The organism is Cellulosimicrobium sp. MI9406 (assembly GCF_040595865.1).
GTDB classification, from domain to species: Bacteria; Actinomycetota; Actinomycetes; order Actinomycetales; family Cellulomonadaceae; genus Cellulosimicrobium; species Cellulosimicrobium funkei.
In genome coordinates this window covers 136,486-149,726 of sequence record NZ_JALIZI010000010.1, presented here as the reverse complement: position 1 = coordinate 149,726, position 13,241 = coordinate 136,486, and the positions used below count along the sequence as shown (strand labels likewise).

Below are 13,241 nucleotides of genomic sequence, written 5' to 3'. Positions count from 1 at the left end.
GTATCAGGGACCTCGGGGCACGGCTCCCTCTCCACGAACAGCCTTTCCCGCCCACGGACAGGAATCACCATGAAGACGTCGGGAGGACGCCGCGCCGGGAGCCGCGCGCTGGCCGTCACCGCTACAGCCGCGACGGCGGTGCTGCTCACCGCACCGGTCGCGGGAGCCGCCGAGGACGACACGTACGTGCCGGAGCCGACGATCGAGCTCACCACCCTGTCCCCCGTCTGCGACGGGGACGTCCCGTACCTCGAGTACGCCATCGCCGTCACCGGCACGGACAACGACACCGCGACGATCACGTGGCTCAACCCGGGCGGCGCGGACGTCGTCCAGTCCGGCCTCCCCCTGCAGGGCCGCGTGCTGTGGCCCGGCGCCGTCGTCGGGGCGGACGGCCGCGGCGCCGACTGGCCCGGCTGGAGCCTGGTCGACGGGCAGTGGGTCGAGGGCGACGAGTTCGACTGGGTGCGCCCCAGCGTCCAGGTGCTCTTCCAGGTCAACCCCGAGACGGTCGTCAGCGTGGACTACCCGCCGTCGTCGCCCAGCTGCGCGACGAACCCGCCGGGCCAGGGGAACCCCACGACGACCACGACGGCGTCCCAGGTCTCGCGCACCGTCGCGACCGGCTCGTCATCCTCGTCGCTCGCGACGACGGGCGCGACCGTGGGCCTGTACGCCGCCGTCGCCGCGGGGCTCGCCGCCGTGGGCGCCGCGGTCGTGCTGCTGACGCGCCGCACGCGCAAGGGCTGACCCGGCCGCCGGCACGGCCGGGTGCACGACGACGGCCTCGCACCCTCCCGGGTGCGAGGCCGTCGTCGGTGCCGGCCGGGGTCGGTCAGGCGGACGCCCAGCCTCCCGCGGCGAGGCGCGACTCGAGCCCCTCGAACGCCCAGCGGTCGACGACGAGCACCGCACCGCCGGGGGCGTCGGGCACGTACCACTGGAGCTGCTCGACGGTCCGCACCTCGGTCCCGGCCTCGTCGACGCACGAGAGCGTCCAGCGCGCGAGCGTCGCGGGCGTGCCGGCGACCTCGACGTCCGACTCGGCGGGGTCGCCGACCGCGCGGGCCGCGAGCGCATCCGCCCCGGGGCACGTGACGCCGTCGGGCAGGAGCGCCGTCGCGGGGTCGACGCCGTCGAGCGCCGCACCGGTCAGCACCTCGAAGCTCGGGCACGCCGCGTCCTCGGGGCACCCGCCCGCCCGGACCTGCGTGACGCCGTCAGCCGGCTGGAGCACCGACCAGTAGTCGGCGCCGGGGAGCTGGAGGGGGCCGACGGGCACCTTGCCCGCGTCGGCGTGGTCGCCGTGCGAGCCGTGGTCCTCGGCCTGGGCGGGTCCCGACCCGCCGTCGACGGCCGACCCGGCGTCGTCGGAGCCGCTCGTGCAGCCCGCGAGGAGCGCGGCGCCGAGCACGGCCGTCAGGGCCACGGGCAGGGCGGAGGCCACGGAGGGCGGGAGGGGACGGGAGGTGCGGGGTCGGGTCGTTCGGTGACGCACGGGCACGCTGACCGCCTTTCACGGTCGGAGGAGCCCCGCAACCCACTGGGGAGGGCTGCGGAGGTCCTCGTCGGCCCCTTCACGCTAACGAGCGCGAGGGCTGGTCGAGATGCGGGAGAACCACACGATGGCGGCCCGCGGGTACGGGATTCCCCGTACCCGCGGGCCGCCCCGGTGGTCCCCCGTCAGGAGGGGCGGCCGGGCGTCAGCACGCGCCGAGGGCCTGCCACGGGCCGTACTGCTCCGCGCCCGGGACGTTGTTCTGCGTCCACCACTTCGCGCGGTACGACTGGCCCTGGTAGGAGACCGTCGCGCCCCCGGTGTAGGCGACCGTCGCGGACCACGCCTGTGCGGTGCACGTGCCCGGCGTCGTGGGCGGCGTGGTCGGGGGGTTCGTGGGCGGCGTCGTCGGCGGGGTCGTCGGGGTGGTCCCGCCGCACGCGCCCGTCGCCTCCCAGGGGCCGCCCGCGCTCGGCCGGTCGCCCTGGGTCCACCACTTCGCGCGGTAGTTCTTGCCCTCGAACGACGCCGTCGCCCCGCCCGTGTAGACCGTCGCGGCCGACCACGCGGCCACGCAGGCCGTCGGGTCCGTCGGCGGGTTGGTCGGGGGGTTGGTCGGCGGGTTGGTGGGCGGGTTCGTCGGCGGGTTCGTCGGGCCGCTCGTGCCGTCGACGGGACCGGCCGGCAGCGTGCGGACCTTGTCCGTGAAGCCGCCGAGCAGCGTGCCGTCGTGGTTGCCGGACAGGTCCCACCACATGGCGCCTCCCAGGTTCAGCCGGTCGATGTACTCGGCCTTGGCCGCCACCGACCGGGCGTTGTCGTAGCTCCACCACTGGTCGCCGTCGTACCGCCAGGCGGAGACGGTCGTCGGGTCGTAGTAGTCCTGGCCCCGCGTGCGGAGCTTGTCGTAGTCCTCGTTGCCCGCCTCCCACGTGCCGGGGGCCGCCCCGTTCGCGGCCGACCACGGCTGCGACGACGTGACGCCCTTCCAGCCGCGGCCGTACATGGCGAGGCCGAGGCCGAGCTGGCTCGGGGCGACGCCGGCGCGGAGGTACTCCTGGACGGCCTTGTCCGCGCTGAACTGGCGGCTCGCGGCCCGCGGGTCGGCCGGGTCGTCGTAGAGGTTGCCCTGGTGGCCGGCCAGCGCCGGGTCCCAGGCGCCGTGGAGGTCGTAGCCCTGCACGTTGCCGTAGTCGAGGGACTGGAAGATGCGCGGGTCGTTCCAGCCGCCGGCCGCGATGTCGGCCGGGTTGGCGGGCAGGAACGCCGAGAGCAGGTAGTGCTTGCCGGTCTGCGCGCCGTACGCGTCGAGCTGCTTGCGGAACTCGGCGAGCAGGAGCCGGAAGTTCTCGCGGTCGTTCACGGGGTCGACGGAGTTGCCGACCTCGCCGTTGTTCGAGCCCGGCCACTCCCAGTCGATGTCGATGCCGTCGAACACGCCGGCGGCCGCACCCGGCCCGCCGCGGCCGTCGATCACGGGCAGGTTGCCCTTGATGTAGAGGTCGATGCACGACGACACGAGCTTCTCGCGGGACGCCTGCGTCGCCGCCGCGCGGGAGAAGTTCTTCGACCAGGTCCAGCCGCCGATCGAGATGAGCGCGCGCAGCTGCGGGTTCTTCGCCTTGAGCTGCTTGAGCTGGTTGAACGAGCCCGCGAGCGGCTGGTCCCACGCGTCGGCGACGCCGCCGACGGAGTTCGCGGCCGTGTAGCCCATGCCGAAGTCGGCCCACGCGTCGCCCGCGCCGTCGGAGCCGTTCGGCCCCGTGCCCTGCGCCTTGTTCGCGATGAAGCACGTGAGGTTCTGGTGGTGGATGTTGCCGAACGAGTAGTTGATGTGGGTGAGGTCCGCGGCCGCGCCGGAGTCCTGCACCTTCTTGAGCGGGAAGGCGCGGCCGTACACGCCCCACTGGGTGAAGTAGCCGACGTTGCGGTAGCCGTTGACGTCGCTGTCGCCGGGGTTGCCGACCGCCGTCGTGGCGGTCGGCGCCGCCTGCGCCGGCGCGACGCCCGCGAGGAGGCCGCCGACGAGGGCGGCCGCCGTCGCGAGCGCCGCGAGGCGCGCGCCGCGCCGCCGGGCCGGGCGCGGTGGTCGGGTGGAGAGGGACACGTCCATGGGTCCTGCCTCGTGCTCGTACGGGGAGCTGCGGCGGCTCCGTGCTCCGGACCGCCCTGCCCTCAGGTCACCCCGAACGTAGCCACGAGGGGACCCGCGCGTGATCCGCGCTTCCCGCAGTGTTCGCGGCTCCTCCGCGCGGTCGGCGTAGGGGAAGACCCGTAGGACAAAAGCGGACAGATGCTGACGAGAGGCCCCGAATCGACCCCGGCTCAGCGCCCCACGCGGTGCGCCAGGACCGTGAGCTCGACGCGCGAGCGCACCCCGAGCTTGCGGAACACGCGCCCGAGGTGGACCTCCACCGTGCGGACCGACAGGTAGAGCTGGTCCGCCGCCTCCCGGTTCGACGCGCCCTGGACGACGAGGAGCGCGACGTCGAGCTCGCGCTCCGTGAGCTCGTCCGCCCACCGGCCCCGCAGCTCCGCGAGCGCCTCGTCCGTCACGTCGCTCTCGCGCACCGCGAGCCGGCACGCGTCCGGCGGGGCGGGCCGCAGCGCGGCCTGCGCCTCGACGCCGGCGCGCGCGACCCCGAGGGCGGCGTGCATGCTCCCGGCCCGCGGGGCCGCGGGCCACGTGCCGCCCGGGACGACGGCCCCACCGCCGAGGACGCCGGGCACCCCCGGCACGGCCGCGGTCAGGTCCTCGGGCACCGGGCCCCCGAGGAGGCGGACCACCTCGGCGTGCTCGTCGAGCGCGATCGTCGTCCAGGCGTCCGCGCCCGCGTCGTCGAACAGCTCGATCGCGGACAGGAACAGGCCGTGGGCGCGCTGCAGCTCGCCCGCGCGCACGAGGGCGCGCGCGGCGCACAGGTCGGTCCGCGCGTGCTCGTAGGGCGACGCGGTCGTGCGGTTCACGCGCGTGGCCCGCTCGAGCGGCGCGGTGAGGTCCTCGGGCGCGGCGAGCGAGACGTCGGCGCGCACGAGCGTCGCCGACCGCAGCGACGGCGGGAGCTCCTTGGCGTCGACCCGGCGCCGCGCGAGCGCGCGCTGCGCCGCGTCGTGCCGCCCGGCGACGACCCAGGCCTCGACGTCGTCCAGCCCGGGCAGCGGCAGCATGCGCGCGCTGTCGGGACGCTCGCGCTCCGCGGCGAGCTCGAGCAGCGTCGCGGCCTGGGTCACGTGGTGGGCGAACGCGGCGCCCATGGCGCGGTCCACGAGCAGGCCGAGGCGCACGGGCCGCGACGTCGGGCTCGCGCACGTCTCCTCGAGCGCCGTCGCGACGGGCCCGACGACGCCCCGGGTCATCATGTCGAGGCGGCGCGCGGCGGCCACGCCCATCCCCGCGAACGGCAGGCCGAGCGGCAGGCGGAACGCGGCCTCCGCGAGCTCGTCCGCGGCGCGCGTGAGGGTGCCGCGCCACAGGTGCACGAGCGCCTGCGCGAGCCGGACGTGCGCCTCGGCGAGCGGCGTGAGGGCGGCGTCCGGGCCGTCGAACCACCGGCCGCCGTCGCGCACCGGGGCCAGGGAGGCGACGACGCTCGCGAGCGTCTGCGCGGCGTCGTCCAGCCGGTCGTCGGCGGCGAGCCCGAGCGCCCGGCTCACCTGGAGCGCGGCCTCGTGGTCCGGGCCCAGGTCGACGTCGGGCACGACGCCGCGCTCCCCCACCCCGAACACCGCGGCCCAGGAGCGCGCGAGGGCGAGACGGGCCGGGGTCGCGTCGTCCTCGCACCACGACGCGAGGAACGTCGCGGTGTCGAGGAGCTGGGAGGTGCTCACGCCGTCGCCCCGCTCGGCGTGCAGCCGCGCCGCCGTGAGCACGCCCGTCACGACCCCGGCGACGGCGTCCGGCGGGAGGCCGTCAGGCCGGCCCCCGCGCAGGTAGGGCGACAGGACGTCGTCGGGCACCTGCCCCTCGGCGAGCGTGAGCGCCGCGACGAGCGGGCCGAGCGTGCACGCGCGCAGCGCGTCGTCCCCGCTCCGCGAGGCCTTGCGCAGCCAGTCGGCGGCGTCCTGCACGTGGCCCGAGCGCAGGGCCGCGACCCCGGCGATCGCGAACGCCTCGGCGCGGTGCTCGGCACCCGCCTGGCTCGCCGCCTCGCGCGCGACCTCGTGCGCCCACACGACGTCGCCGCGGTCGAGGTGGCGGCGCGCGATGCGCAGGAGGCCCGGGACGAGCGCCGGGTCGCCCACGAGGGTCGCGAGCGCCGAGTGCCACACCGCGACGTCCTCCTCCCCCGCCCGCCGGTGCGCCTCGGCGAGCGCGACGTGCGCCGCCGTGCGCTCGGCGAGGCGGGCGTCGGCGTGGACGAGCGAGCGCATGCGCGGGTCGACGAACGCGAAGCGGCCCCCCGCGAGGACGAGGTGCTCCGCGAGCGGGCCGTCGAGGACCTGCTCCATCGCGAGCCCCGTCGCGGACAGCACGAGCTCGGTACGGTCGACGACGGCGACCGCCGCGACGAGCAGCGCCTGGCGCTCCGCCTCGCTGAGCGCGGCGAGCCGGTCGGCGAAGAGCGACCGGACGGCGGGGACGGCGGGCAGCGGGTCGGGCAGGATCGACCCGCCCGAGAGCTGCTCGGGGGTGAGGAGCGCCGCCGTCTGCGTGATGGCCGCGGCGTTGCCGCCGAGGAGGTGCGCGAGCCGCGCCGCGACGTGCGGGGCGACGGCGAGCCGCCGCTCGACGAGCAGGAGGTGGAGCGCGTCGGCCGGCGCGAGCGGCGGGACGGCGCGCAGCTCGAACGGCCCCGCGGACGGGTCGAGCGCGCCCGCGGGCGCCGTGCCCAGCAGGACGACGGGCGCGTGCCGCTGCGCCACGAGGCTCGCGAGGACCGACCGGCTCAGCTCGTCCTGGAGGTGGAGGTCGTCGGCGACGAGGACGACGGTCGCGCCGTCGAACGTCGCGACGAGGAGCTCGGCGAGCGCGACCGCCGCCACCTCGGGGAGGTGGCCGAAGCCCGGGTCGACCGGCTCGAGGACCCGCGTGAGCCGCTCGGGGACCACGCCGCCCGCGAGCTGCGACACCTGCGACACGACGGAGACGACGGCCGACCCGGGAGCGGGGACGCCCGCGGGCGGGCGACAGCGGAGCGTGACGGTCGGCTGCGCGAACTCGTGCGTCGCGACGGCCTCGCACACGAGCTCGAGCGTCGCGCTCGCGCCCATGCCGTGCTCGGCGGTCCACACGAGACCGCCCTTGCCCTCGCTCACGGCGGCGAGCGCGCGGTCGACCTCCTGCGCGCGGGACGAGAGCCGCTCGAGCCGTCGCGCGAACCGCGAGTCCGCACGACGGACCGGCTCGGGAACCATGTAGTCCTGCTGTTCTGACATGTCGGGACCCTCCGTCCGGGGGCTTCGTCGCCCGTCGACCGGATGAAATGTTAACAACCCTCCGTAAACAAGGGATCACCTCATCGTTTCCCGCTCGTCACACGGCCGCCACCTGGGCCGACGCCCGCACCTCGACGGTTGCCGCCCGCTGCCCGGAGGGCTAGCCTGGCCTCGATCCCCGTCGCGGCCACGACCCTCGTGCGCCCCGACCCGGGTGCGGCGCCCACGGCGCCGCCGCCACGAGAGCGAGGTGAGCCCCATGCCTGACGGCAGCAGTCATAGATCCGTGCACTGCGCGCTCACCCCCCGTGGCTCGCGACCCGACGCCTGAGCCCGGCCGACGCAGGTCCCTGCGTCCCCGGCCGTCGTCCGTCCCGCGCGGGGAGGTCGCCAGTGCGCTCCGCGCGCGCCTCGCGCGCGCCGCCGGACCTCCCCCGCCGACGCACCCGCGCCGCCCACCCGTGGCCGCGCCCGTGCCGTCCGCCCGCCGGAAAGGACGACCACCATGACGCAGCGTTCCCCTGCGACCGCGCCGACCACCACCCCTGCCACCCCGGTGCGGACCCGCCCCGCCCGGACGCCCCTGCGCGCCCCGCGCGAGGAGCGGCGCCGCACGCGCCGGCCGAACCTCGAACGGCAGTCGATCTCCTTCACCGTGGGGCTCTACCTGTTCATCTGCGCCGCGCTCCTCACCGCGCACTTCACGGCCGGCGGTGCGTGATGACGACGATGCTGCACGAGACCCCGGGCCTCGCCCCCGGGACGGAGACCCGCCTGCCCGCCCCGGTGCGCGGGGGGCTCGACCTGCACGCCCGCGCGCACGGCGACGGCTCGCCCCGGTTCGACCCGCGCGTCCTGCGCTCGCGCTGGGTGCAGGTCGCGGTCGGAGACCCCGACTCCGCGGCCCGCGCGGCCGAGCACGGCGTCGACTTCGCGGCCGCCGGGGGCCGCGTCTGGGAGACGGACGCGCACGTCTACCTGCCGGTGACGGCGACCCGGCGCGACGGCGACCGGGTGGTGGACGAGCGCATCGTGCTCGCCCTGTCCGCCGACGTCGTCGTGACGGCCCAGCCGCAGCGGCACTACGCCGTCTTCGACAAGGCGATCGCCCGCATGCGCCGCACGCCGTGGCTCATCGGCTCGTCGTACGGCGTCGCGTACGCGCTGCTCTACGCGCTCAACGAGGCGGCCGACCGCGTCGTGTCCTACGCGAGCGACCTGCTCGAGGACATGTCCGACGAGATCGACGAGGCCACGCGCGGAGTCGACTCGCGCGGCCGGGAGATCGGGGTGAGCGACATGCAGGACACGATCACGCGCATGAACCGCGCCGAGGAGATCGTGTCGCGCGCCCAGGAGTCCCAGCTCTCGCTCGCGCGCGCCGCGCGGCACCTGCGCAGCGAGATCGCGGACTCGGACCCCGTGCTCGCGGGGCTCGTCGAGACGCTCGTCGCGGACGTCGACGGCGTGAAGCAGCACGCCGGGTTCGAGCACGACAAGGTGCGCTACCTGCAGCAGGCGATCATGACGTCGCTCGACGTCAAGCAGGCGCAGATCGTCAAGGTCTTCACCATCATCACGGCGGTGTTCCTGCCCCCGACGCTCATCGCGTCGTTCTACGGCATGAACTTCACGCACATGCCCGAGCTCGACCGGCCGTACGGGTTCACGCTCACGGTCCTCGTGACGCTCGTCGCCGCCGTCATCCCGCTCGCGTACATCAAGCGCCGCGGCTGGCTGCGCTGAGCGACGGACGGTGCGGTGCGCGGCCGAGGCCGCGCACCGCACCGTCAGGTCGTCAGGCGCAGGTGCCGACGACGCGCCAGGCCGGGTACCACTTCTCCGTGCCCGGGACGTTCGTGCGGACCCACCACGCGGCGCGGTAGTTCACGCCCTCGTGCGAGACGACGCGGCCCCCGACGTACGAGGTGCTGCGGTCCCAGCCCGGGAAGCACGAGCCGGGCGCGGTCGGGTCGACCGGACCGGCCGGGGCCGCGCGGTAGACGTCGGCCGCCGTGCCGACGAGCTCGTCCTCGTAGTCGCCCGCGAGGTCCCAGAACATCGAGCCGCCGAGGCCCTTCTCCGTGATCCACGACGCCTTGAACGCGACGGCGCGCGGCGTGTCGACGCTCCACCACTGGTCGCCGTCGTAGCGCCACGAGGCCCCGCTGACCTCGTCGAAGTACTCGGTCCCGTGGTCGCGCAGCTCGAAGTACTGCTTGTTCCCGGCCTCGTAGGTGCCGGGGGCGACCCCCGCGGCGGGCTGCCAGGCGCCGTTCGAGTCGCCGGCCTCGACGCCGGACCAGCCGCGGCCGAACGCCGGGATGCCGAGCGTGAGCTGGGCGGGGTCGACGCCGCGCGACAGGTAGAGGTCGATGCCGTCCTCGAGCGAGATCGTGCCGGGCTGCGTGGTGTCGTGCAGGTTCGCCTGGTGCCCGGCGAGGTTCGGCGACCAGCCACCGTGCAGGTCGTAGCCCTGCATGTTGCCGTAGTCGAGGTAGTCGAAGATCGTCGGGGCGTCCCAGCCGGCGTTCACCACGGTGGGGCTCACCGGGATGTAGGCGGAGAGCAGGTAGTCCTTGCCCTGCGCGGCACCGCGCTCGTCGAGCTGCTTGCGGAACTCGGCGAGCAGCGCGGTGAAGTTCGCCTTGTCGTTGACCGGGTCGACGTGGTTCTCGGGGTGCTGCGACCAGTCGGGGGCCCCGGGCCACTCCCAGTCGACGTCGATGCCGTCGAACAGGCCCGCGGCCGCGCCGGGGCCGCCGCGGCCGTCGATCACGGGCAGGTTGCCGTCGATGTAGAGGTCGATGCACGACGCGACGAACTTCTCGCGGCTCTCGGGCGTCGCCGCGGCCTTCGAGAAGAACTTGGACCAGGTCCAGCCGCCGAGCGACATGAGGACCTTGGTGTCGGGGTGCTCCTCCTTGAGCTTGCGGAGCTGGTTGAAGTTCCCCGCGAGCGCCTGGCCCGGCTCGTCCGCGACGCCGTCCACCGAGTCCTCGGCGGAGACGGCTCGCACGAAGTCGGCCTGCGCGTCGCCGGCGCCGTCGTTGCCGCCCGGCTCGGGCGTGCCCGGGGCGTCCGCGAGGAAGCACGTGAGGTCGGTCGGGTGGATGTTGCCGAACGCGTAGTTCACGTGGGTGATCTGCTCGGCCTGGCCCGACTCGACGAAGTCGCGCACGGTGTAGCCGTAGTTCTCCGGGGCCCAGGACATGAAGTAGCCGACGTTGCGGTACCCGTTGAGGGCGGCGTCGCCGTTCGGGGAGTCGGGCGTCGGGATGGTGGCCGCCGTCGTGGCGGTCAGGTGGGCGGTCGGCGCGGCGGCGGCGGTCGTCGCGGCGGCGACGGCCCCGCTCGCGGCGAGCGCGAGGGCGGTGAGGCCGGCGGCCGCGCGCGTGGCGCGGGCGCGGCGCGGGGCGGACGGGCGAGGACGGTGCATCGAGAGGACCTCTCGTCGACGAGGTCGGTCGCCGACCCGCGCGGACGCGCGGCGGTGCGGCCTCCTGCGGGGCCTGAGCGACCGGCTGACGTGAGCGACCGTAGCCGTGGGCGGGGCCCGCGGGACTACGTGCTTCCCACACTCTTCGCGTCACGCGCGCCGCGCGGGGTACGCGGTCCTCCGTACGCAGGCCCCGTACGGGACAGCCCGTACGACGCCGCGTCAGGCCTCGAGGATCAGCGTGACCGGGCCGTCGTTGACGAGGTCGACCGCCATGTGCGCGCCGAACCGCCCGGTCGCCACCTCGACCCCGCGGGCGCGCAGCGCCTCGACGACCGCGTCGACGAGCGGCTCCGCGACAGGACCGGGCGCCGCGCCGTTCCACGACGGCCGACGGCCCTTGCGCGTGTCCGCGTAGAGCGTGAACTGGGAGACGACGAGCACGGGCGCGCCGTCGTCGAGCACGGACCGCTCCCCCGCGAGGATCCGCAGCTCGGCGATCTTGCGCGCGATCGTCTCCACCTGCGCGTCGCCGTCGTCGTGCGTGACGCCGACGAGCGCGAGCAGGCCCGGTCGGTCGATCGCGCCGACGACCTCCGCCGTCCCGTCGTCGGCCACGACGCTCACGCTCGCGCGCGTCACGCGCTGCACGACGGCCCTCACGGCCGTCCCCTGTCGTCGCGCCGCGCTGCGTCGGACGAGAGGTCCTGCGAGGCGTCGTACGCCGCGTCCGTCCCGGGCTCGTCGAGCACCGCGCGCACGGCGCCCACCGGCTGCCCGGCGCCGAGCACGGGCACGTCGCCGAGCGCGTCGAGCGCCGGCCCGTCCGCGCCCGCGACGTCGAGCGCGCCGAGACGGCGCAGCGCCGCGGCGAGCACCGCCGGGCGCGGCCGGGACGCGCCGTCGAGCACCTTGAGGGCGAGGGCACGGCCGTCGGGCAGCCCGGCCCCGTACACCCCGTCGGCCCCGTCCTTGGCGACCAGGCCCGGGACGGCGCGCATCGCAAGGGTCGCGTCGCGTCCCGTGCCGCCCACCATCTCGGGGAACGCCGCCATGGCGCGCGCGACCTCCGCCTCGGCCGAACCCGGGTCGTGCTGCGGGGCCGCGGCGAGTCGCCCGAACGCGCGCGCGAGCCCGCGCACGGTCGTCGAGAAGAGCGGCGCGCCGCAGCCGTCGACCGTCACGTGCTCGACGGCGACGCCCGTCGCCTCCGCGACGGTCTCGCGCACCGCGACCTGCAGCGGGTGGTCGTGCTCCAGGTACGTGCGCGGGTCCCAGCCCGCGACGACGCACGTCGCGAGCATCGCCGCGTGCTTGCCGGAGCAGTTCTGGGTGATCGACGACGGGCCGTTCCCCGCCTCCTGCCACGCGAGCGCGGCCGGCGGGTGCAGCGGGAGGTCCGGGGTGTTGCGCAGCGCGGACTCGTCGAGCCCGGCGCCCGCGAGGATCTCGCGCACCCCCGCGAGGTGCTCGGGCTCGCCGTTGTGGCTCGCGGCGGCGAGGGCCAGGAGGCGCGGCGGCAGGCGCAGGCCGTGCCGCAGCATCGCGACGGCCTGGAACGGCTTGACGCTCGAGCGCGGCCAGACGACCGTGCCGGCGTCACCACGCTCGAGGAGCGTGCCGCCGTCGGGCTCCAGCAGCACGAGGTGCCCCGTGTGCACGGACTCCACGAGGTCGCCGCGCACGACCTCGGCCAGCGGGACGGCGGCGCGCGCGACCCCGGTGCGGACGCCGTCGGTCACCGCGGCGCTCACCAGCCGCCGGGCCGGCCGGACGACCCGTTGCCGCGCCCGTTCCCGTACGGCTGGAGGCGGGGACGCACGTCGACGAGGTACACGATCGCCGCGACGACCGCGATGATCCCGATGAAGCCGAGGTTGATCCCGCCGCCGAGCGGGATGGAGAGGAAGCCGAGCGCCGCGGCGACGCCGAGGATCGCGAGCCAGATCGGCTTGCTCAGCTTGCCCTCGGCCGTGAACGCGCTCGCGGGCCGCCGGATCGCGTCGACGAGCGCGAAGAGCTGCGTCCCGAACACGACCAGCGACAGGAGGAGGTAGACGATCCACTGCAGCGACCCGAAGATTCCCACGGGCACGAGCCTACGTTCTGGCGAGCGGCCACGGCACCACGCGCAGCCCGGCGGCGCGCGCCGCGGTCACGACGTGCGGGTCCCACGCGGCCACGACCGTGTCGTCGTGCGCGACGGCGAGCGCGCTCGCCACGTGCACCGCGTCGTTGCTGCGCAGCGACCCCGCGGCGACGAGCCGCGACGCGCGGTCGGTGACGGCACCGGACACCTCGACCACGTGCAGCGCGGGTCGCAGCGTGTCCCACGTGCCGAGCGCGCGGGCGTGCGCCGGGCCGTCGATGACCCCGCCACGGGCCCCCGCGGCGAGCGCGGCGCGGACCTCGACGTCGGCGAGACGGCTCGTGACGACGACGTCCGCACGGTTCCACAGGCGGCTCGCCAGCGCGGAGCCCGCCTCGGGGACGCACAGCTTCACGAGCGCGCTCGCGTCGAAGTAGACGAGGGCCACCGCGGGCCCCTCAGCGCCGGATCCGGCGCACGAGCGCCGCGACCCCGCCGCCGCGGGCGGCCCGGGCGCCGTCGGACGGGCGCGGGCCGTCGGGACCCGCCGGACGTGCCCCGTCCGTCGCCGCGGCGAGCGCCGGCGCGGGCACCGCGTGCACGGGGCGCTCCCCCGCCGGGGGCACCAGGACGCCGTCGCGCACGAGCTCGGTGACGAGGTCCGCCGTCGCGACGCCGGTCAGCCGGGCGACGGGGACGCCGCGCTCGGTGATGACGACCTCCTCACCGTCCCTGGCCCGCTCGATCCACGACTTGAGCTCGGCGCGCAGCGCGCTGACAGGGACCTCCATGCCCCGACCGTACCGGCCCGCGGTACCGCTGTGCAGGGGTCGGTCGTC

General features: G+C 75.8%; 12 protein-coding genes. 3 read left to right on the top strand and 9 right to left on the bottom strand.

The window, feature by feature from the left end:
- Positions 1-69: 69 nt before the first annotated feature.
- Positions 70-750 carry a peptidase gene (locus MT994_RS17965; RefSeq protein ID WP_354807343.1) on the top strand — a complete coding sequence of 227 codons (681 nt, stop codon included), beginning with the start codon at positions 70-72 and terminating at the stop codon, positions 748-750.
- An 85-nt stretch (positions 751-835) separates the two neighbouring features.
- Here MT994_RS17965 and MT994_RS17960 read toward each other — a convergent pair whose 3' ends face one another.
- From MT994_RS17960 to MT994_RS17950, 3 genes are all read right to left on the bottom strand, one after another.
- The gene (locus MT994_RS17960) at positions 836-1,447 is read right to left on the bottom strand and encodes a hypothetical protein (protein WP_354807342.1); all 612 of its coding nucleotides are present in this window, start codon (positions 1,445-1,447) and stop codon (positions 836-838) included.
- Positions 1,448-1,703: 256 nt separating this feature from the next.
- Positions 1,704-3,611: a glycosyl hydrolase family 18 protein gene (locus MT994_RS17955; protein ID WP_354807340.1), complete on the bottom strand. Its 1,908-nt coding sequence runs from the start codon at positions 3,609-3,611 to the stop codon at positions 1,704-1,706.
- Positions 3,612-3,823: 212 nt separating this feature from the next.
- Positions 3,824-6,874, bottom strand: a complete 3,051-nt coding sequence (locus MT994_RS17950) for a helix-turn-helix transcriptional regulator (RefSeq protein ID WP_137280718.1) — start codon at positions 6,872-6,874, stop codon at positions 3,824-3,826.
- Positions 6,875-7,379: 505 nt separating this feature from the next.
- On the opposite strand from MT994_RS17950, the gene MT994_RS17945 reads away from it, so the two are divergent.
- Complete coding sequence (locus MT994_RS17945; protein ID WP_354807339.1) at positions 7,380-7,595, top strand: hypothetical protein; 216 nt, start codon at positions 7,380-7,382, stop codon at positions 7,593-7,595.
- Positions 7,595-8,620: a CorA family divalent cation transporter gene (locus MT994_RS17940; RefSeq protein ID WP_354807337.1), complete on the top strand. Its 1,026-nt coding sequence runs from the start codon at positions 7,595-7,597 to the stop codon at positions 8,618-8,620. Before MT994_RS17945 ends, MT994_RS17940 begins: the two co-directional genes overlap by 1 nt.
- Positions 8,621-8,672: 52 nt before the next feature.
- On the opposite strand, the gene MT994_RS17935 is transcribed toward MT994_RS17940, so the two are convergent.
- The 6 genes from MT994_RS17935 to MT994_RS17910 form a co-directional block, all read right to left on the bottom strand.
- Positions 8,673-10,313 (bottom strand): glycosyl hydrolase family 18 protein, encoded by a 1,641-nt coding sequence (locus MT994_RS17935; protein WP_354807336.1) that lies wholly within the window; start codon positions 10,311-10,313, stop codon positions 8,673-8,675.
- A gap of 222 nt (positions 10,314-10,535) precedes the next feature.
- Positions 10,536-10,976 carry a D-aminoacyl-tRNA deacylase gene (gene dtd / locus MT994_RS17930; protein ID WP_076404536.1) on the bottom strand — a complete coding sequence of 147 codons (441 nt, stop codon included), beginning with the start codon at positions 10,974-10,976 and terminating at the stop codon, positions 10,536-10,538.
- Positions 10,973-12,055, bottom strand: a complete 1,083-nt coding sequence (locus MT994_RS17925; protein ID WP_354807335.1) for an asparaginase — start codon at positions 12,053-12,055, stop codon at positions 10,973-10,975. Before MT994_RS17925 ends, dtd begins: the two co-directional genes overlap by 4 nt.
- Before the next feature lie 8 nt (positions 12,056-12,063).
- Positions 12,064-12,402, bottom strand: coding sequence for a DUF2516 family protein (locus tag MT994_RS17920; RefSeq protein ID WP_308200541.1), 339 nt, complete (start codon positions 12,400-12,402; stop codon positions 12,064-12,066).
- A gap of 10 nt (positions 12,403-12,412) precedes the next feature.
- Positions 12,413-12,850: a type II toxin-antitoxin system VapC family toxin gene (locus tag MT994_RS17915; protein ID WP_354807334.1), complete on the bottom strand. Its 438-nt coding sequence runs from the start codon at positions 12,848-12,850 to the stop codon at positions 12,413-12,415.
- A 10-nt stretch (positions 12,851-12,860) separates the two neighbouring features.
- Positions 12,861-13,193 (bottom strand): type II toxin-antitoxin system prevent-host-death family antitoxin, encoded by a 333-nt coding sequence (locus tag MT994_RS17910; RefSeq protein WP_171468365.1) that lies wholly within the window; start codon positions 13,191-13,193, stop codon positions 12,861-12,863.
- Positions 13,194-13,241: the final 48 nt, after the last annotated feature.